19 protein-coding genes are annotated in these 19,341 nt (G+C 62.7%); 7 read left to right on the top strand and 12 right to left on the bottom strand.

What is annotated here, in order from left to right:
- Positions 1-129: 129 nt before the first annotated feature.
- On the bottom strand, positions 130-354 hold the full coding sequence (locus BMW76_RS42040; RefSeq protein WP_245763418.1) for a hypothetical protein: 225 nt from the start codon (positions 352-354) through the stop codon (positions 130-132).
- Between the two features lies 1 nt (position 355).
- Between BMW76_RS42040 and BMW76_RS40570 the strand changes: the two genes are divergently transcribed.
- Both BMW76_RS40570 and BMW76_RS28850 read left to right on the top strand, forming a co-directional pair.
- Entirely contained in the window at positions 356-589 is a 234-nt protein-coding gene (locus tag BMW76_RS40570) for a hypothetical protein (RefSeq protein ID WP_143062344.1), read from the top strand.
- A 356-nt stretch (positions 590-945) separates the two neighbouring features.
- On the top strand, positions 946-2,439 hold the full coding sequence (locus tag BMW76_RS28850; protein WP_090871466.1) for an aldehyde dehydrogenase: 1,494 nt from the start codon (positions 946-948) through the stop codon (positions 2,437-2,439).
- Between the two features lie 45 nt (positions 2,440-2,484).
- Here the strand turns inward: BMW76_RS28850 and BMW76_RS28845 are convergent, their stop codons facing one another.
- Positions 2,485-3,018 carry a MarR family winged helix-turn-helix transcriptional regulator gene (locus BMW76_RS28845; RefSeq protein WP_090871465.1) on the bottom strand — a complete coding sequence of 178 codons (534 nt, stop codon included), beginning with the start codon at positions 3,016-3,018 and terminating at the stop codon, positions 2,485-2,487.
- Between the two features lie 208 nt (positions 3,019-3,226).
- On the opposite strand from BMW76_RS28845, the gene BMW76_RS28840 reads away from it, so the two are divergent.
- Positions 3,227-3,793: a glycine zipper family protein gene (locus BMW76_RS28840; protein ID WP_090871463.1), complete on the top strand. Its 567-nt coding sequence runs from the start codon at positions 3,227-3,229 to the stop codon at positions 3,791-3,793.
- A gap of 127 nt (positions 3,794-3,920) precedes the next feature.
- Here the strand turns inward: BMW76_RS28840 and BMW76_RS28835 are convergent, their stop codons facing one another.
- From BMW76_RS28835 to BMW76_RS28830, 3 genes are all read right to left on the bottom strand, one after another.
- Positions 3,921-4,322: a PRC-barrel domain-containing protein gene (locus BMW76_RS28835; RefSeq protein ID WP_090871462.1), complete on the bottom strand. Its 402-nt coding sequence runs from the start codon at positions 4,320-4,322 to the stop codon at positions 3,921-3,923.
- Positions 4,323-4,427: 105 nt separating this feature from the next.
- Positions 4,428-4,598 (bottom strand): hypothetical protein, encoded by a 171-nt coding sequence (locus tag BMW76_RS41355; RefSeq protein ID WP_177200527.1) that lies wholly within the window; start codon positions 4,596-4,598, stop codon positions 4,428-4,430.
- A gap of 118 nt (positions 4,599-4,716) precedes the next feature.
- The gene (locus tag BMW76_RS28830; protein WP_090871460.1) at positions 4,717-5,466 is read right to left on the bottom strand and encodes a TetR/AcrR family transcriptional regulator; all 750 of its coding nucleotides are present in this window, start codon (positions 5,464-5,466) and stop codon (positions 4,717-4,719) included.
- Between the two features lie 303 nt (positions 5,467-5,769).
- Here BMW76_RS28830 and BMW76_RS28825 point away from each other — a divergent pair, with 303 nt between their 5' ends.
- From BMW76_RS28825 to BMW76_RS28810, 4 genes are all read left to right on the top strand, one after another.
- Positions 5,770-6,951 (top strand): isovaleryl-CoA dehydrogenase, encoded by a 1,182-nt coding sequence (locus BMW76_RS28825; RefSeq protein ID WP_090871458.1) that lies wholly within the window; start codon positions 5,770-5,772, stop codon positions 6,949-6,951.
- Positions 6,952-6,981: 30 nt separating this feature from the next.
- Positions 6,982-8,589 carry a carboxyl transferase domain-containing protein gene (locus BMW76_RS28820; RefSeq protein ID WP_090871456.1) on the top strand — a complete coding sequence of 536 codons (1,608 nt, stop codon included), beginning with the start codon at positions 6,982-6,984 and terminating at the stop codon, positions 8,587-8,589.
- A gap of 22 nt (positions 8,590-8,611) precedes the next feature.
- Entirely contained in the window at positions 8,612-9,397 is a 786-nt protein-coding gene (locus tag BMW76_RS28815) for an enoyl-CoA hydratase/isomerase family protein (RefSeq protein ID WP_090871454.1), read from the top strand.
- Positions 9,398-9,464: 67 nt separating this feature from the next.
- Positions 9,465-11,477, top strand: coding sequence for an acetyl/propionyl/methylcrotonyl-CoA carboxylase subunit alpha (locus BMW76_RS28810; RefSeq protein ID WP_090871451.1), 2,013 nt, complete (start codon positions 9,465-9,467; stop codon positions 11,475-11,477).
- Positions 11,478-11,506: 29 nt separating this feature from the next.
- Here the strand turns inward: BMW76_RS28810 and BMW76_RS28805 are convergent, their stop codons facing one another.
- The 7 genes from BMW76_RS28805 to BMW76_RS28775 form a co-directional block, all read right to left on the bottom strand.
- A complete protein-coding gene (locus BMW76_RS28805; RefSeq protein WP_090871449.1) occupies positions 11,507-12,295 on the bottom strand; it encodes a phosphate/phosphite/phosphonate ABC transporter substrate-binding protein in 789 nt (262 codons plus the stop codon).
- Positions 12,296-12,382: 87 nt separating this feature from the next.
- Positions 12,383-13,210, bottom strand: coding sequence for an ABC transporter permease (locus BMW76_RS28800; protein ID WP_090871448.1), 828 nt, complete (start codon positions 13,208-13,210; stop codon positions 12,383-12,385).
- Between the two features lie 55 nt (positions 13,211-13,265).
- Positions 13,266-14,522: an ABC transporter permease gene (locus BMW76_RS28795; protein WP_090871446.1), complete on the bottom strand. Its 1,257-nt coding sequence runs from the start codon at positions 14,520-14,522 to the stop codon at positions 13,266-13,268.
- A gap of 39 nt (positions 14,523-14,561) precedes the next feature.
- Positions 14,562-15,617 carry an ABC transporter substrate-binding protein gene (locus BMW76_RS28790; protein ID WP_090871444.1) on the bottom strand — a complete coding sequence of 352 codons (1,056 nt, stop codon included), beginning with the start codon at positions 15,615-15,617 and terminating at the stop codon, positions 14,562-14,564.
- A gap of 2 nt (positions 15,618-15,619) precedes the next feature.
- Positions 15,620-16,822 (bottom strand): ABC transporter ATP-binding protein, encoded by a 1,203-nt coding sequence (locus BMW76_RS28785; RefSeq protein ID WP_090871442.1) that lies wholly within the window; start codon positions 16,820-16,822, stop codon positions 15,620-15,622.
- Positions 16,823-16,866: 44 nt separating this feature from the next.
- A complete protein-coding gene (locus BMW76_RS28780; RefSeq protein ID WP_177200526.1) occupies positions 16,867-18,018 on the bottom strand; it encodes an SRPBCC family protein in 1,152 nt (383 codons plus the stop codon).
- A gap of 131 nt (positions 18,019-18,149) precedes the next feature.
- Positions 18,150-19,073 (bottom strand): LysR family transcriptional regulator, encoded by a 924-nt coding sequence (locus BMW76_RS28775; RefSeq protein ID WP_090871440.1) that lies wholly within the window; start codon positions 19,071-19,073, stop codon positions 18,150-18,152.
- Between the last annotated feature and the right edge of the window lie 268 nt (positions 19,074-19,341).

The following is a 19,341-nucleotide window of genomic DNA, read 5'->3' as shown; positions in this document are numbered from 1 at the left end:
CTGCGTGCGACTGCGGGCGTGCAGCGGCGCAAGCCCGGCGCAGGGGCGAGCACAAGCAAAGACGCGGCGCAATGACGCGCGCGAAGCATCGACCCACGAGCGGGCCCGTCAGCTGAAGAGGGAGAGACGCTAGGGCAAGAGCGACGCGACACCGTCGGTGTGCACCGCGATGAAGGCACGCGCTGAAATAGAGTTACGACGTCGGACGGAACGGCGCGACAGGATCGTGGAGACGGACAGAAAGCGGCGAAACGCATGCCTGCCGTTGCTGCCGTCGGCGATGGCGCTGTCATCGCGAAGACACCTCGCGAACTGACTACGATCCCACCTTACCAAAGGGCCACGGACTCTCACGATGACACTCGACTGGCACGTTGAAGTATTGAACGCCCCGCTTGAAAAACGCACCAATAAAAAGAAAACGGGACGTGAGGTTGTCATCCAAAATACATTCTTTATCGCTATGACGCCGCTCGAATTGCTCAGCGCATTGGATAACCGAACGAAAGAACATCAAACCTGCCATCAGCATATACGAGTCGTAAATGCCGGAAAAGCCTTTTCGTCAATTTATGCGGGCTTACCCTGAGCTATCCAACGGTACTCAAATCGGCATTTGAATGCGGCAGGTATATAGAAGCGTCGATTTTTTGCAGGGTTTTCCCCGGCGGCAGTCGATTTAAAGTGACTAGTATATTCAATACACGTGTGTGCTATTCGAACCGCTGTTCTTGCATAGTTCTGGCTCGTCGAACAGATGCGCGTGAGTCCTTCTGTCGGCTCATTGAAGAATCTGCGAGCATGTATTTCGATGAGCGCTGCGAATCTTCACATTTGAAATCGAAGCGGAGTGCGCCGCCGTTTTACGCTGCGCTGAAATGCCGAACCACGGCGAACGCGCAAAGCTGACGCTTTGCGTCACTTGTATGACATTGAGGCATCCTGATGGACAAGACAACATTGGCTTACTGGCAGAAAAAGGCGGCGGCGCTTGCAATCGAAGGCCGTGCATTTATCGATGGCGAGTATCGGGCGGCTGAAAGCGGGCGCACGTTCGACTGCGTGAGTCCCATCGACGGAAAAGGACTCGCTCAGGTCGCCGATTGCAGCGACGCCGACGTGAATACGGCCGTGAGCGCTGCACGCCGCGCGTTCGACGCAAGCGTGTGGTCCGGTCTCAATCCGCGTCAACGTAAGGCGAAGCTGCTCAAATGGGCTGCGCTGATGCGCGAACATCTCGACGAGCTTGCGCTGCTCGAAACGCTGGATGCAGGCAAGCCGATCGGCGACACGACGTCAGTCGATGTGCCGGGCGCCGCGTATTGCGTCGAATGGTTTGCGGAAGCAATCGACAAGGTGGGCGGCGAAGTGGTGCCCGCGGATCATCATCTCGTCGGGCTCGTGACGCGGGAACCGCTGGGTGTCGTCGCAGCCGTCGTGCCATGGAATTTCCCGATCCTGATGGCCTCGTGGAAATTCGGACCCGCGCTTGCGGCGGGCAACAGCGTCGTGCTGAAACCATCGGAGAAGTCGCCGTTATCGGCGATTCGCGTCGCGCAACTCGCGCTCGAAGCGGGCATTCCTGCGGGCGTATTCAACGTAGTGCCGGGCGGCGGAGAGGCGGGCAAGCTGCTCGCGTTGCATCGCGATGTCGATTGCCTCGCGTTCACGGGTTCGACGAATGTCGGCAAGCTGATCATGCAATACGCGGGGCAATCGAATCTGAAGCGCGTATGGCTTGAACTGGGCGGCAAATCGCCGAACATCGTGCTGCCCGATTGTCCGGACATCGACCGCGCGGCAAAGACGGCTGCGGGCGCAATCTTCTACAACATGGGCGAGATGTGCACGGCGGGTTCGCGGCTGCTCGTGCATCGCGACATCAAGGACGTGTTTCTCGACAGGCTCATCGACGCGGCGCGCGGCTACATACCGGGCAATCCGCTCGATCCGGATACGTCGATGGGCGCGATCGTCGATCAGCTTCAACTGGATCGCGTGCTCGCCTATATCGAAGCGGGGCGCGCCGAAGCAAAGCTGCTGCACGGCGGTTCGCGCGTGCAGCAGGACAGCGGCGGCTTCTACATCGAGCCGACGGTTTTCGACGTATCGCAACACGATGCGAAGATCGCGCGTGAAGAAATCTTCGGGCCGGTGCTGTCGGTGATCACTTTCGATTCGATCGACGAAGCCGTGAAGATCGCAAACGACAGCGATTACGGGCTCGCCGCAGCCGTGTGGACGTCAAACCTGACGACGGCGCACGAAGTCGCGCGGCGTTTGCGCGCGGGCACCGTCTGGGTCAACTGCTATGACGAGGGCGGCGACATGAACTTCCCGTTCGGCGGCTACAGGCAATCGGGCAATGGCCGCGACAAGTCGTTGCATGCGCTGGAAAAGTACACGGAGTTGAAATCGACGCTCGTTCGCCTGCGTTGAGTGACTTGCGCACGGTTACGAGGATTGAGCCGGACGCAGGCGCGCTCATGATGCACTGCGCCCCGGCACCGGCATGCCTTGCTTGCGGCACTCGACAGGGCAGCCGGCCTTCAGACAGGGCTTGTCGTCGCACAAGCGGCAGAGTTGCATCGCGTGCGATGCGTCGCGCGTTTCGTTCCAGAGTATCTTGATCAGCAGGTCTTCGAAGACGGCGCGCTCGTCATCGCCGAGCCGTCCGACGATGCGCTCCAACAGGCGTCCGCGCGCCGTGCGCAAGCGGCTGGCTTCGCGACGCCCTGCAGGCGTCAAAACCAACGCGACCGACCGCTTGTCGCTGCCCGCCTTCTTTTCGACGAGGCCCGCGTCGACGAGCCCGGCGACTGCGCGCACGGCGGCAGGGTGCGACAGCGCGACGGCTTCGCGCAGTACTTCGATCGACGAATCGGGATACTGGCCGATGGCATTGAGCATCGCGCGTGCCGTCGATCCGGCGAGCGCGGGCAGCGACGATGGCGAGCTCAGATCGTCGTTCACCAGAACGGCGAGCACGCCGAGCAGGTTTGCCGTGCGCTGAACCATGATGCCACCTCGATGTGTGCAATGTGCATATGTGCATGATGCACATATCGGCGCACGGATTCAACGCGAATCGGGCTGACCCTCTTTTTGCGTTTTTCAGTGAATTGCGCGGAAATATCCAGTAACGGATTCGTAACTCATCGGCGGGTCGCTTCGACTATTGTTCTTATGTTGGACTCTGGATTTACATACTGGCGTGTCGACGAAGATGAACAGAACACAGATCACGAGAAAGCTTGCCATGCCGGCGCTGGTCGTCGGAACGATGCTGGCACTGGGCGGTTGCGCCGTTGCGCCACCCAGCGCGCCGAGCGTGGTCGCGCTGCCGCGCAAGGGCGAGCCGCTCGAGCAGTTCCAGCAGGAAGACTATGCGTGCCGGGATTACGCGTTCCACAGCACCGATGCGGGCGGCGCGTCGCAGGCGGCGACGCACAATTCGGTGAACAGCGCGGCCGTCGGCACGCTCGGGGGCGCCGCAGTCGGCGCGCTCTTCGGGGCAGCGGCAGGCAATGCGGGGGCGGGCGCGGCGATCGGGGCGGGCAGTGGTTTGCTGCTCGGCGGCGCGACAGGTGCGAACAGCGCTTCGTATTCGGCTTCCGGTTTGCAGGCGCGCTACGACGCCGCCTACGCGCAGTGCATGACGGCGAAAGGTAACTCCATCGCGCAACCGCCCGCGCCAGCGTACTACTCGGCGCCGCCCGTCTATTACGCGCCACGTCCGTACTACTACTATGGCCCGCCGGGCGTAGTCTACTCACCGTATCCCTACTACTGATCGGGCGTGAGCGAAAGACGCGAGGGTGATCACGGCGCCCGCGTCTTTTGTCTGAATATGTGCAGCGTGCACATGTCCGCGCAGTCTCTTGCTGCGCGATGAAAATGTTGAAAGCGATAAGTGCCCGTCAGTCCGGCGCGTACTTGAACTCGGGCAGCGCCTCCAGCGACGACTTCGTCGCGTCCGGCATCGTCACCTGCTTGCTGTTGATCTGCAGATCGCTGAACGGCACGGCGACATAGTGCTTGCCCATGCCGAGAAAGCCGCCCACCGAAAGTATCGCGAACGCAGTGTGATCGGACGGCGAGACGACCAGATCGTCGATGATGCCGATCTTGTCCTTGTCGCGGTTATAGACAGTCGCGCCCGAGAGCTTCGATGCGCGAAAGCCGGTGCCTGTCTGCATGACCTCGGTGTGGCGCTCGGTGATCGACTGCTGCGCGCCTTGCGCGAGCGCCGATGTCGAGACGAGCGCGGCCAGCAGACTTGCGAGGCCGATCCGGCATGTTCGGTTGAATGCTTGTTGCACGATGGTCCTCCCTATCGACCATAGTTGGCGCCTTTGGCGCGCGCTGCTCTGATCCCCTGCGCGACGATTGCCGTCATTCGATGTTTTTGACGAACGGCGCACACCCTACGGCTTGTCGTCCTCGTAATCGGGGTTGTCGTCGGGATCGAGTGGCGGAGCGTCGGGGTCCTGCGGCGGACCGACGTTGGGCAAATCGGTCTTGACAGTCCCAGGCGCGGGCGGATCGGACTGATCGTGGCGGATCGGATTGTCGCCTTGGCTGGGCTTCGTAGGCATGGCCGGTCCTCCTTGGGTTCATTGCTGGCATAGGCGTTGGCAGCAAGTAGCGCTCCCGGCCAGGCGCGCGAGTGCGATTTACGCGTTCTCGCTGTTTTTCGCGGCGGCCGTCGCCGGCTCACGTGGTTTCGCGAGCTTTCGCGAGCTTTTGCGCAGCTTCGGCTTCCGCGAGCCGGCGCGCCGCTTCCCCCACTTCCTGGCGGAATTGCACGAGCGCGCTGAGCGATGCATCGGGCGGTTGCAGCGCTGTCCACAGCACGTCGATCAGGCGGTCGGCCGTCGCATCGATATCGGTGCGGCGATTGCCGAGCGCCGCGTCCCACAGCACATGCTCCATCGGGCCGAACACCAGCGAGCGCAACAGGCGCAGCGGCACGTCCGAGCGGATCTGGCCGGTTTGCTGGCCCTGCGAGAGCACGCGCATCAGCGGCGCGGTGTAGCGCCGTTGCAGGCCCGTCAGTTCTTCGCTGAGTTCGTGCTGGCGCGTGCGCCCCTCGGATAGCACCAGCGCGCACAGGCCCGTCCCGTTGACCAGCATCAGCCGCAAATGCGTGCGGACGATGAACGCGAACTGCTGGCGGATGCTGCCGTCGCGAGGCAAGCCCGACTCGATGGCCTCGATGATCTCGTCGTACCAGTCGCCGATCACGCGCGCGCACAGTTCGCGTTTGCCGCGAAAGTAGCTGAACACGGTGGCCTCGGAAATGCCGAGCCGTTGCGCGATTTCCGCCGTGGTCGCGCGCTCGTAACCCTTTTCGGAGAACACGTCGCGGCCCGCCTGAAGAATTTCCTTCACGCGCTGCTGCGACTTGCGTCCCGCCGGCTGGCGGCGCGATCCCGGTACTTCCGCCCTTGCTACACCCATCATATGAGTCCAGTTCAGATTTCAGGGCAGGAAAGCCCTGTTGTTGCCGATACTACCACGGCAAATAAGGGTTCAGCGCGCGCTTAACGAATTTGAGTGACACTCAAAAATACTGATTGACGCATACGTAAATCTGGAGTGAAATGCCGTCTATGCTGTCGCGCGCCGGTCATTCCGGACTCATCGGCCATCACACCGGCTGCGCGGCCGACGAGCTGGCTGAGCCTCGCTCAAAAAAATGGTTGATGCGATGCGGCGCGCACCCTGCGCGTGGTCCGCGCACGATGAACTCCTGGAGACACACAAATGAGTAACCTGCCCGGTTTGCAGTTCCCGCTTGGTGAAGAGATCGAGATGCTGCGCGACAGCCTCGCGTCGTTTGCGGCGAAGGAGATCGCGCCGCGCGCGGGCGAGATCGACCGCACCGATCAATTCCCGATGGACCTGTGGAAGAAGTTCGGCGACCTGGGCGTGCTCGGCATGACCGTCTCCGAAGAGTACGGCGGCGCGAACATGGGCTATACGGCGCACATGGTCGCGATGGAGGAGATTTCCCGGGCATCGGCATCGGTCGGTCTTTCTTATGGCGCGCATTCGAACCTGTGCGTGAACCAGATCCACCGCAACGGCAATGAAGCGCAAAAGCAGAAGTACCTGCCGAAACTGGTGTCGGGCGAACACGTCGGCGCGCTTGCGATGAGCGAGCCGAACGCGGGCTCGGACGTCGTCAGCATGAAGCTGCGCGCTGAGAAAAAGGGCGACCGTTACGTGCTGAACGGCACGAAGATGTGGATCACGAACGGCCCGGATTGCGACACGCTCGTCGTCTATGCAAAGACCGACATCGAAGCGGGCCCGCGCGGCATTACTGCGTTCATCGTCGAGAAGGGCATGAAGGGCTTTTCCGTTGCACAGAAGCTCGACAAGCTCGGCATGCGCGGCTCGCACACGGGCGAGCTGGTGTTCGAGAACGTCGAAGTGCCGGAAGAGAACATCCTCGGCGAACTGAACGGCGGCGTGAAGGTGCTGATGAGCGGCCTCGATTACGAGCGCGCGGTGCTCGCGGGCGGCCCGACGGGCATCATGATGGCGGTGATGGACGCCGTCGTGCCGTATATCCACGACCGCAAGCAGTTCGGCCAGTCGATCGGCGAATTCCAGCTGATCCAGGGCAAGGTCGCCGATCTGTACACCACATTGCAGGCGTGCCGCGCGTATCTGTACGCGGTCGGCCGTCAGCTCGACACGCTCGGCTCGGGGCACGTGCGCCAGGTGCGCAAGGACTGTGCGGGCGTGATTCTCTACACGGCCGAAAAGGCCACGTGGATGGCAGGCGAAGCGATCCAGATCCTCGGCGGCAATGGCTACATCAACGAGTATCCTGTCGGCCGTCTGTGGCGCGATGCGAAGCTCTATGAAATCGGCGCGGGCACGAGTGAAATCCGCCGCATGCTGATCGGCCGCGAATTGTTCGCGGAAACGATGTAAAGCACGCGCATCGAAAAGGAGAACAACGCGATGCCGATCATCGAATCGAAGTTGAATCCGCGCTCGGACGATTTCCGCACGAACGCGGCCGCGCTCGAAGCGCTCGTCGAAGACCTGAAGGCGAAGATCAGCAAGCTCGCGTTGGGCGGCGGCCCCGCTGCGCGCGACAAGCATGTGTCGCGCGGCAAGCTGCTGCCGCGCGATCGCATCGCGCAACTACTCGATCCGGGCACGCCGTTCCTCGAACTGTCGCAGCTTGCGGCGTTCGGCATGTATCACGACGATGCGCCGGGCGCCGGCGTCATCACGGGCATTGGCCGCATCGCGGGCCAGGAGTGCGTGATCGTCTGCAACGACGCGACCGTGAAGGGCGGCACCTACTATCCCGTCACCGTGAAGAAGCACGTGCGCGCGCAGGAAATTGCGCAGGAGAACCGCTTGCCGTGCGTGTATCTCGTCGATTCGGGCGGCGCGAATCTGCCGAATCAGGACGACGTGTTTCCGGACCGCGATCACTTCGGCCGCATCTTCTACAACCAGGCGAATCTCTCCGCGCAAGGCATTCCGCAGATCGCCGTCGTGATGGGCTCGTGCACGGCGGGCGGCGCGTATGTGCCCGCGATGAGCGACGAGTCGATCATCGTCAAGAATCAAGGCACGATCTTTCTGGGCGGCCCACCTTTGGTCAAAGCGGCAACGGGCGAAGAGGTCAGCGCGGAAGATCTCGGTGGCGGCGACGTACATACGCGTCTCTCCGGTGTCGCCGATCATCTCGCACAAAACGATGCGCACGCACTCGCGATTGCACGCAGCATCGTCGGCAATCTGAACCGGCGCAAGGACGTGCCCGTCACGATGCAGGAGCCGAAGCCGCCACGCTATGACGTGAAGAGCATCTACGGCGTGATCCCCGTCGATACGCGCAAGCCCTTCGATATCCGCGAAGTGATCGCGCGCATCGTCGACGATTCCGCGTTCGACGAGTTCAAGGCGCGCTACGGCACGACGCTCGTGTGCGGCTTCGCGCATATCTGGGGGCACCCGGTCGGCATCGTCGCGAACAACGGCATTCTGTTTTCCGAGTCCGCGTTGAAGGGCGCGCACTTCATCGAGCTGTGCGCGCAGCGCAAGATACCGCTCGTGTTCCTGCAGAACATCACGGGCTTCATGGTGGGCCGCAAGTATGAGAACGAAGGCATCGCGCGCAACGGCGCGAAGATGGTGACAGCCGTCGCGACGGCGAAGGTGCCGAAGTTCACGGTGATCATCGGCGGCTCGTTCGGCGCGGGCAACTACGGCATGTGCGGCCGCGCGTATTCGCCGCGTTTTCTGTGGATGTGGCCGAACGCGCGCATCTCGGTGATGGGCGGCGAGCAGGCGGCATCGGTGCTCGCAACCGTAAAGCGCGACGGCATCGAAGCGAAGGGCGGCACGTGGACGGCCGAGCAGGAAGAGGCGTTCAAGCAGCCGATCCGCGAGCAGTACGAGCATCAGGGCCATCCGTATTACGCGAGCGCCCGCTTGTGGGACGACGGCGTGATCGACCCCGCGCAGACGCGCGACGTGCTGGGCCTTGGGCTGTCGGCGGCGATGAATGCGCCGATCGAAGACACGCGTTTCGGCGTGTTCCGCATGTGATGCCATCGAGGAGCCCAGGATCATGCAATACGAAAACCTGATCGTCGCGTTCGATAACCGGGTGGCCACCGTCACGCTCAATCGTCCCGATGTGCGCAACGCGTTCAACGAAGCGATGATCGCGGAGATCACTTCGGTATTTCGCGCGCTGAACGAACGCGACGACGTGCGCGCCGTCGTGCTCGCCGCGAACGGCAAGGCGTTCTGCGCGGGCGCGGACCTGAACTGGATGAAGAAGATGGCCGGTTACTCGGATGACGAGAACCGCGCCGATGCGATGCGTCTTGCCGACATGCTCGCGTCGATCTATCGATGCAACAAGCCGGTGATCGCGCGCGTGAACGGCGACGCGTACGCGGGCGGCATGGGCCTGATTTCGGCGTGCGATATCGTCGTGGCCGTCGATACCGCGAAGTTCTGTCTGTCCGAAGCGCGCCTCGGCCTGATTCCCGCGACGATCGCGCCGTATGTGATCCGCGCGCTCGGCGAACAGGCGTCGCGCCGCTACTTCACGACAGCCGAGCAGTTCGACTGCGCGACGGCATATCGCCTCGGTCTCGTCGGCGAATGCGTGAGCGCGGAGAAGCTCGACGAAACCGTGCAGCAGATCGCAGCGACGCTGTGCGCGAACGGCCCGCAAGCGGTGAAGGCATGCAAGCAACTGGTTCAGGACGTCGCAGGCCGCGAGCTGAACGCGGCGTTGATCGAAGAGACGGCGGCGCGCATCGCGCAGATTCGCGCGAGCGCCGAAGGACGCGAAGGCGTCGCGTCGTTCCTCGAAAAACGTTCGCCTTCGTGGCGCGCGTGAACGCGCGGCATATGAAGCCGAACGCGACGGCACGCGCACACAGAACAACACCCCATCGAGACACCTCATGTTCAACAAGATCCTGATAGCGAACCGGGGCGAAATTGCCTGCCGCGTCGCCGCGACCTGCAAGCGGCTCGGCATCACGAGCGTCGCGGTCTATTCCGACGCCGACGCGAACGCAAAGCACGTCGCCGCATGCGACGAAGCCGTGCACATCGGCGGATCGACGGCGGCGGAGAGTTATCTGCGCGTCGAACGCATCATCGAAGCGGCGCTTGCGACGGTCGCGCAGGCTGTGCATCCCGGCTACGGCTTCTTGTCGGAGAACGAGGACTTCGCGCACGCGTGCGAGAAGGCGGGCATCGAGTTCATCGGGCCGCCCGTCGAAGCGATTGCCGCGATGGGCTCGAAGGCGGCCGCGAAGGCGCTGATGCATTCGGCCGCTGTGCCGCTCGTGCCCGGCTATCACGGCGACGATCAGAACGCCGACCTGCTGCATCGCCAGGCCGATGAAATCGGCTATCCCGTGTTGCTGAAGGCGAGCGCGGGCGGCGGCGGCAAGGGCATGCGCGTCGTCGAGCGCACGGAAGATTTCGCGGCCGCGCTCGCGTCGTGCAAGCGCGAAGCGGCGAGCAGCTTCGGCAACGACCGCGTGCTGATCGAAAAGTATCTGACGCGGCCGCGCCACGTCGAAGTGCAGGTGTTCGCGGACAAGCACGGCGGCGCCGTGTATCTGTTCGACCGCGACTGCTCGGTGCAGCGCCGCCATCAGAAGGTGCTCGAAGAAGCGCCCGCGCCGGGCTTGGCGCCGCATGTGCGGCGCGCGATGGGCGAGGCGGCCGTCGCGGCGGCGCGCGCGGTGAACTACGTCGGCGCGGGCACCGTCGAGTTCATCATGACGGCGGGCGGCGAGTTCTACTTCATGGAGATGAACACGCGCCTGCAAGTCGAGCATCCCGTCACGGAGATGATCACGGGCCAGGATCTCGTCGAATGGCAGTTGCGCGTTGCGGCGGGCGAGCCGCTGCCGCTCGCGCAGGATCAGCTGAAGATCCAAGGCCATGCGATCGAAGCGCGTATCTACGCCGAGCATCCCGCGCGCGGCTTCCTGCCGTCGACGGGCACGTTGAAGCATCTGCGCATGCCGGAAGGCATCGAGTTCTCGTTGGGCCTGGGTGGCGAGCGCGCGCCCGTGCGTATCGATAGCGGCGTGCGTGAAGGCGATACGATCACGCCGTTCTACGACCCGATGATCGCGAAGCTGATCGTGCACGGCGCGAGCCGCGACGAAGCGTTGAAGCGCATGAGCCATGCGTTGCGCGACTGCGAAGTGGTTGGGCCGCATACGAACGTCGAGTTCCTGCAACGTATCGTGGCGAGCGTGCCGTTCTCGACAGGCGACCTCGATACAGGGCTGATCGAGCGTCATCACGATGCGCTTTTCGCGCCTGTCGCGAAGCCGTTCCGCGAAGCACTGGCGCTCGCTTGCGGCGCGCTGATGACGCGCGAAGGCGGCCTCGCGCACGGCGCATCGCCGTGGGATGCGCTGTCGCACTGGCGCCTGAACAGCGGCTACACGCAGACGCTCAACTGGCGCGACGTCGAGAAAGAGTCTGCATTTACAGTGCTTTTCTCGCGCGACGGCGAGTCGCGGACGCTCACGCACGATGGCAAGGCAGAACCGTTCAAGTGGTGGACGGGCGCGGGCAAGCATGAATACGGCGCGACGATCGGCGATGCGCACGTGACGGGCCGTGTGTTTATCGACGGCGATATGTTCCATGTGTTTTGCCGTGGTGAGGCGCTGGCGTTCGAATGGCAGAACCTGCTCGCGCATGCTGCCGATGCCGAGCACGGCGAAGGGCGTCTCACCGCGCCGATGCCCGGCAAGGTGATCGCGGTGCTGGTCGAAGAGGGTGCTGTCGTCGAGAAGGGGCAGCCGCTGCTTGTGATGGAAGCGATGAAAATGGAGCACACAATCGGCGCGCCCGCAGCAGGCAAGGTGGCGGAGGTGCTGTACGGCGTCGGCGATCAGGTCGCCGACGGTGCGCAGCTGCTCGTGCTCGACGTCGAATAACGCACAGATAACGCGGAAGTGCCCCGACGTCATGCGAGGCGCGCGTAGTTCGCTACGCGCGCCTCGTTTTCCATTTGCGCAATGCAGTCGTACGCTTCGCGCGGCAACACAGAAAAGCCTTTGAGCCGCAGGCGGCGCGCACGCGCGGGCTGTCTCGCGATGGCGTGATCGAGCGCGACGCGCAAAGCGCCGATCTGTTCGATCGATATGTTCTTCGCGGCGATCAACGGCAAGCCCGGTGATGCGCCCGCATAGCCGATTTCCTTCACCGCACTCGCGAGTTGCGGATACGTGTCGCGTACGAAGGCCATCGTTACGCAATCGATCGCGGCGATGTCCGCGCGGTTGTCGGCAAGCGCGCGAAGCGAGCCGAGATGCGAGCCCGTCTCCAATGTCGCGCCGAAGAAGCGGCCATCGCGGGCCAGCGGCGCCACCGCGTGCCGCAATGCGTTGTAGCCGCTGTTCGAATCGGTTGAGTTATACGCGGCACGCGCGCCGCGACATGCGTCGAGAGAATCCGGCTGCGCGCCCGCGCGCGTGACGAGCACGCTCGAATACGTCGAGCCCTCGCAGCCCGGCGCGTCGAAATGCGGTGTAGCGATCAATTGCACATGTTCGTGCAGGCCGAGCACATAGGGATAGCCGCATGTCTGCGAAATCAGCAGGCCGGATTCGCGCCAGAATGCGTGCAGATCGTTCGGCTCGACGATCTGTGCGGTTGGATCGACGTGCTCCAGCACGTCGGTGAGCAGTGCGTGCCAGTCGGCCGCGAGTGCGGGCGACACGTTGTACATCGGCAGGGCGGCGATCGCATTCATGCCTGCGATTCTAAACGCGGATGGGCAATGAGGTGCGTACCGCACTGATCTGCGTGTGAATCGCCGCTGTTCAATGAAACGCTCCGCTCACGCAAATGAGCGGCTCGCCGCCGCTGCGCGCTTGCGCAACCAGTTCATGCACGCAAACAGCGCGATTGCGAATACCATCAGCAGCGTGGCCACGGCAAGAATCGAAGGATCGATCTGCTCGCGGATGCCGCTCCACATTTGTCGTGGCACGGTGCGCTGATCCGGGCCGCCGATGAACAGGATGACGACCACTTCATCGAACGAAGTCGCGAACGCGAACACGCTGCCCGTTGCGACGGCGGGCGTGATCAGCGGAAGCGTGACGCGGCGGAATGCGACCCATGGCGGCGCCCCCAGTCCCGACGCGGCGCGAAGCAGGCTCTGGTCGAACGACAGCAGCGATGCCGTCACCGTGATGACGACGAACGGCGTGCCGAGTGCGGCATGCGCAAGCACGACGCCGGGATACGAATTCACCAGGCCGAGCGGTGAAAAGACCAGATAGAAGCCTGCCGCGACGACCACGATGGGCACGATCATCGGCGACACGATGACGGGCATGATGATCGAGCGAAATGGAAACTGTGTGCGGCTCAAGCCGAGCGCGGCAAGCGTGCCGAGCACCGTTGCGATCAGCGTCGACGCCGCGCCGATGCCGATGCTGTTGACAAACGCGCGTTGCCAGTCCGGCGAACCGAGCGCCTGCGCGTACCAGCGCAGCGAGAAGCCTTGCATCGGGTACGAGAAGAACGAGCCGGAATTGAACGACAGCGGCACGATCGCAAGAATCGGCGCGACGAGGAAAAAGAACATGATCGCGCAATGCACGCGCAGTCCCGCGCCGGCGATGCGCTCCGAAAGTAGCCGCGTGCGTCCGTCTTTCATGTGAATCCGCCTGTCGATGAGCGATTACGGAGTGAGCGCCGAGCCTCGCTGCGTGCTAGCCGAAGCGCAAGCGGTCGATCCCGACCAGCCTGTTGAAGATGAAATAGAACACGGCGGTGAAGACGACCAGGTAGCACGACAGCGCCCCCGCGAGGCCCCAGTTCAGTCGCTCGTTGGTCTGCGACGCGATCAGCTGGCTGATCATTTCGTCGCCTGCGCCGCCTAGCAGCGCGGGAGTGATGTAATAGCCGAGCGCGAGCACGAACACAAGGAAACATCCCGCGCCGACACCCGGCAGCGTCTGCGGAATATAGACACGCACGAAGGCCACGGCCGGATGCGCACCGAGCGATTTCGCCGCGCGCATGTACACGGGCGACACATTCTTCATCACCGAATAAATCGCCAGGATCATGTACGGCAACAGGATATGCGTCATGCCGATCAGCACCCCCGTGCGGTTGAAGATGAGCGGCAACGGATGACTGACGAGCCCAAGACGGGTCAGTGCGCTGTTGATCACACCACCCGGTTGCAGCAGCACATACCACGCGGTCGTGCGCACGAGCAGCGAGGTCCAGAACGGCACGATCACGAAGAGGATCAGGCGGTTGCTTTGCTTGTCCGGCAATGTCGCGAGCAGATACGCAACCGGGTAGCCGAAGAGCAGGCACAACAGCATGACCGTCGCGCTGATCGTCACGGTGCGGCCGAAGGCGGCGCGGTAGACGGCACTGTCGGCCGCGACGGGCGCCACTGAACCATCCGATGCGACTTGTGAATCGGCGGCGTTCAGCAAATAGTCGGGCGTCGGCGAAACGGATGCGCGCTTGAGCAGACGCCACGTTTCGGGCTCGTTCCAGCGTGCGTCGAGATCGGTCAAGGCAGGCTTCCATTGCACGGGCGTTTGCGAACGCGTGGCGCGCGCCGTCTTGAAGAGCAGGCTGCGAAATTCCGGTTGATAGAAATTCATGCGTCGCGCGATGTTGCCGAGCTGGCCGTTCTCGCCGGCACGCTTCAGGTCGTGCGCGAGCGCGGCAAATGCCGGCTCGCCGGGCACGCCCGCACCGTTCCACGCGGCCAGCGCCGCGCTCAGTTCGGGCATGCCGTCACGCACTTCGGGATTCTGCACGCTACGGCCGAGCAGGCTCGCGATCGGCGCGACGAACGTCACGAGGAGAAACACGAGCAGCGGCAAAGCCAGCAGCAGCGCGCGCATCGCAGCCTTGCGACGCGCAGCGCGAAACGACTCGCGATCCGCGGCGCGCGGGCCGCGGCCAAAGGGAGCGGTGGTTGGCAGCGGCGTGTTCATCGTCGTGAGTCTCTCTGGTGACGTCGTTTCGCGCTGGCGTTACTGCGTCAGCCAGTTCTGGAACCGCTTGTTGATGGCATCGGCGTTATCGGCCCAGAACGTTGCATCGATTTGCAGCGGACGCTTGAAGTTCTCCGGTGCGGTCGGCAGATCGTTCAGGCGCGCCTTGTCGATCAGCGCAATCGCGTTCTTGCGCGGCGGCGCGTAAGCGATGTACTTCGACAGGTCCGCGTAGGCTTGCGGCGTCGAGGCCGACACGATGAATTTTTGCGCCGCGTCGGCATGTTTCGCGCCGCTGACCACGGCCCACCATTCGTAGTCGTACACCTGCGCGTCCCAGACGATCTTGAACGGCTTCTTGTCCTTATGAACGGCATCGTCGATACGGCCGTTGTAGGCCTGCGTCATCACGACCGCGCCGTCGGCAAGCAGTTGCGGCGCCTGTGCGCCCGCTTCCCACCAGACGATGCTCGGCTTGATCGTATCGAGCTTCTTGAACGCGCGATCGACGCCGGCGGGCGTGCCCAGCGTCTTGTAGACATCCTTCGGCGCAACGCCGTCGGCGATCAGCGCCCACTCCATCGCTACCTTCGGCGACTTACGCATGCCGCGCTTGCCGGGGAATTTCTTCAGATCGAAGAAATCGTTGATGCTGGACGGCGCCGTCTTCAGCTTGCTGGTGTCGTACGCATAGACCGTGGACCACACCATCGCCGCGACGGCACAATCGCTGAGCGAGCCCGGCAGAAAATCGCTGGTGCTGCCAAGCGACGCCCTGTCGAACTTCGCGATCAGGCCTTCGTCGCATGCGGTGATTGCATCGTTGGTTTCGAGGTCGATCAGATCCCACGTGGGGTTCTTCGCCTGTTCCATCGCCTGCAGTTTCGCAAGGCCGCCATCGTACGATTCGGTTGCGAACTGGTTGCCCGTCTTCGCAGTGAACGGTTCGAACCAGGCCTTTTTCGCGGCGGCTTCATAGGCGCCCCCGAACGTGACGACGGAAATCGTATCGGCCGCGTGAGCCGCAGCGGCAGCGAACAGGCCCAGCGCGCACGCCGCGACGGTGGTCCGGAATAACGAAATGTTGGTTTTCATTTTCAGTTGACTCCTGCGATGAGTGGCGAGGCGGACGAGGAAGGGAAAGTAGCGGAGCGGGCTGCACTGTCAGAGGGGCCGGCGGCGCGCAGAACTTCGGCTGCGGGTAGCACCTTGCAGTCGTCGCGATGCCAGGTCACAGCCGTCTGATGGCCTAGCGCGGGCAGATCGTGATGCTGCGTATTGGGCACCTTGACGACCACGGTTTCGCCGTGGCCGAGCTTCAGATGAACGCGATGATGGTCGCCGCAGTAGACGAGTTCTTCGACGAGCGCGTGTACGACGTTCATGTTCTGCCGCGCCGCTTCCTGTTCGGCGTCGGGCGTCGCTGCGATGTGCGCGCGCTCGGGGCGCAGCGCCAGCATCGCGGTATCGCCGACCGCGAGTCCCGCGCCTGCGCGGCCATAGACGGTGTTGCCGTCGGCGAGCTGCATTGCCGCCCATTCCCCGTTGTCCGGAATCACGCGACCCGTCAGTCCATTGTTCTCGCCGACGAAGTTGGCCACGAATGCATTCGCCGCGTTTTCGTAGAGCTCGGTGGGCGTCGCGGCCTGCTGGATGCGTCCATCGGAGAACACGGCGACACGGTCCGACATCGTCAATGCTTCATTCTGGTCGTGTGTCACATAGACGATCGTGAGCGACAGTTCGCGATGGAGCCTCATGATTTCATACTGCATGTTTTCCCGTAGCCGCTTGTCGAGCGCGCCGAGCGGCTCGTCCATCAGCACCACGCTCGGCTCGAACACCAGCGCGCGGGCAAGCGCGACGCGCTGCTGCTGGCCACCCGACAACTGCGCCGGACGCCGTCCCGCCAGATGCGACAGCTCCACCATGTCGAGCACACGCATCACGCGCGTCTTCTGCTCGCTGCGGCTCACCCTGCGCACGGACAACGGGAATGCCACGTTCTCGGCGATCGTCATGTGAGGAAAGAGCGCATAGTTCTGGAACACCATGCCGATGTCGCGCTGATGGGGCGGCTTGTCGTCCAGACGCTTGCCCGCGAGCCGGATCTCGCCGCGCGTCGGCGATTCGAACCCGGCGAGCATCATCAGCGTCGTGGTCTTGCCCGAACCCGATGGTCCGAGCAGCGAGACGAATTCACCGCGCGCGACGTCGAGGTCGAGCCCTTCGACCACGCTGTGCAGGCCATCGTATGACTTGCTGACGCCTGCAAAGGAAATGAATGGTTGGCTGGACATGGGTGGCTCGGGTGAGTGTTGGCAATCCATGCGAGGCGTCGATGTCACGTTGCGCCCACGCGTGCCGCGAGATAGCGCGCGAAGTCGTAATTCGGCCGCTCGAGAGGGCTCAGATTGCCCGGCTTCGCGAGCGGCGCATGCACGCCGCGAAACACGGCCTCGACGCCGCGCCTGTCTTCGGCGTTCACCTCGTCGAGCAGCGTCTTGAGCGTCGCCATGTAGTCGGCGGCTTTGGGATCGTCGATGAATTCCGGCGCGAGGCCGCCGCCAAAGCGGATATGCACGCGACCGACGCCCTGCGGCTGCAGGATCAGATACCAGAAGTAGCCGGGCGTCAGCGTGATCAGATGCGTCGGATAAATCGCCAGCAACGCGGTGGTGCGGCGCCAGTGGCCTTGCAGGCGCGTATTGGCGGGATGCGCGTTGCCGATCGGCAGCGAGGCTTCCTTCGTGATCCAGTGATAGTTGAATGCGGGAAGGCCCGGCGGACATTCCATTTCTTCGAGCTTCGAGTGCGGGCCGACCGTTGCGCGATGCAGCATCGGCAGATGGTAGCTCTCCATGAAGTTTTCCGCGAGGATCTTCCAGTTGGTGTCCCACACATGCTCTTCGTGGAAGGTCTCGACGTAATCGCTCATGCCGTACGGCTCGATCAGCTTCGTCAGATCCGCAAGGTGCGCGTCCACGGGCGGCGCATCCGCGTTGAGCGTCACATAGATCCAGCCTTGCCATGTCTCGCAGCGCACGGCAGGCAGCTTGTAGTGTTCCTTGCAGAAGCCGGCCTGGCGATCCATCAACGGCGCGCCGGCGAGTGCGCCGTCGAGCGTGTAATTCCACGCGTGATACGGACACACGATGCGGCGCACGTTGCCGCGGCCTTCGAGCAGCACCGACATCCGGTGCAGGCAGACATTCGAGAACGCACGCAACTCGCCGTTCGCATCGCGCAATACGAAGATCGGCTGATCGTCTATCGTCCCTGTCAGATAGTCGCCGTTGTTCGCTAGCGCACTCGCGCGGCCGATGCATAGCCACTCGCTGCGAAACACGTCACGCCGTTCGAGCGCGAGAAACGCCTCCGACGTATAGACAGCGGGAGGCATCGAGTGCGCGTCCTCGAATGGGCGCTCACAGTTCTCGCGCAGATGGCGAACGACGTCGAGCCCATTGGTCGTCGGAGTGGGAATAACTGCCATGCGGCCTCCGTGTCAGCGTGTGTATCGCGATGAACTCCAATCTAACAATCCAATTTTCAAGTCAAAATACTGTTTTTGGATGCATTGAATAGTCTGGTGCTATGCAGTGCTTCTACAGACTTCTATTCCTTCTATTCGATGTGCAGACGGCGAATGTATGTTTCGCAGAACGCCGAAAAGCGTTTGACGATTTCGCGCGGCTTCATGCTGCTGGATCGCGCGATGCCGAGCGTGGTGGCGTTGACGTTCTCCTTGAAGCGCTTGGTCACGAAGTCCTCGCCGTCGACGGTCCGGTTCGACTTGAGCGGGAAGTTGAGAATGCTGTAGCCGAGTCCATTGGCGACCATGCCACGCACGACTTCCGGCTGCGACGAACGGAAGGCCGCAGTGGGGCGGCTGCCGACCGCATCGAATAACGCAGAGAAGTACTCCCGGCTATGCGGAAGGTCCAGCATCACATAGGGCTCGTGAAGCAGATCGGCCAACGACACCTTGCGTGCCCGCGCAAGCCGGTGCGTTCTGGGCAGGATCACATAGGGCGGCAGCGAAAGCAGTGGTGTAAACGCGATGCCATCGGCGATATCGAGGCTATAGGTCAGCACAATATCGAGTGAGCCGTCGTGCAGGCCGCTTAACAGCGTGTCCTGATGGGCCTCGGTGGTCCGGAACGATATGGCGGAATGTTCCTGCACGAAGCGGCTGATGATGCCCGGCATGAGCGGCGGGGCAAGCGATACCAGACACCCGAGAGAAATCGAGCCTGACATTCCGCCATCCATCTCTTTGGCCGTCAATTGCAGTTCTTCGGCATTCTTCAACAGATTGCGCGCGTGCCCCAGCAGATCGCGGCCGGGCTGCGTGAGCGACAGACCACTAGCGTGATGCCGGATGAAAAGTTGCACTCCGAATGACGCTTCGAGGTCGGCCAGCGCCGTCGAAATCGAAGGCTGCGAAATATGCAGTCGCTTTGCCGCTGCGGTGAAAGAGAGCGCTTCCGCTGCCACGACGAAGTACCGCAACTGGCGCAGCGAATAACGCACCATATTTCCGTCCATGAGTTCTTTCCAGATCATCGTTCACAGTCATTGTCGTCGCAATCGGGATGAACTGCATAGCCAAAAACAATGCATGGCATTTTTTGAATGTATTTTTGTTTATGAGTGGCGGGGCGTACATTGTGTCCGAACAGTGACCGGGCGTGACACCGGACGGCACACAGCACGCCGATGCGATGAGTACGTAGCCGTTGTGAGCATGCTTCGATCTCGCATTGCGTCATCGAAGACGGACCTGAGTCAGAGTGCTTTTCAGAAGGAGACAGCC

Origin of the sequence: Paraburkholderia diazotrophica, from assembly GCF_900108945.1 — a bacterium.
GTDB lineage: Bacteria > Pseudomonadota > Gammaproteobacteria > Burkholderiales > Burkholderiaceae > Paraburkholderia > Paraburkholderia diazotrophica.
Note: the sequence above shows the minus strand (reverse complement) of the source record. Positions and strands in the feature narration are given on the sequence as shown.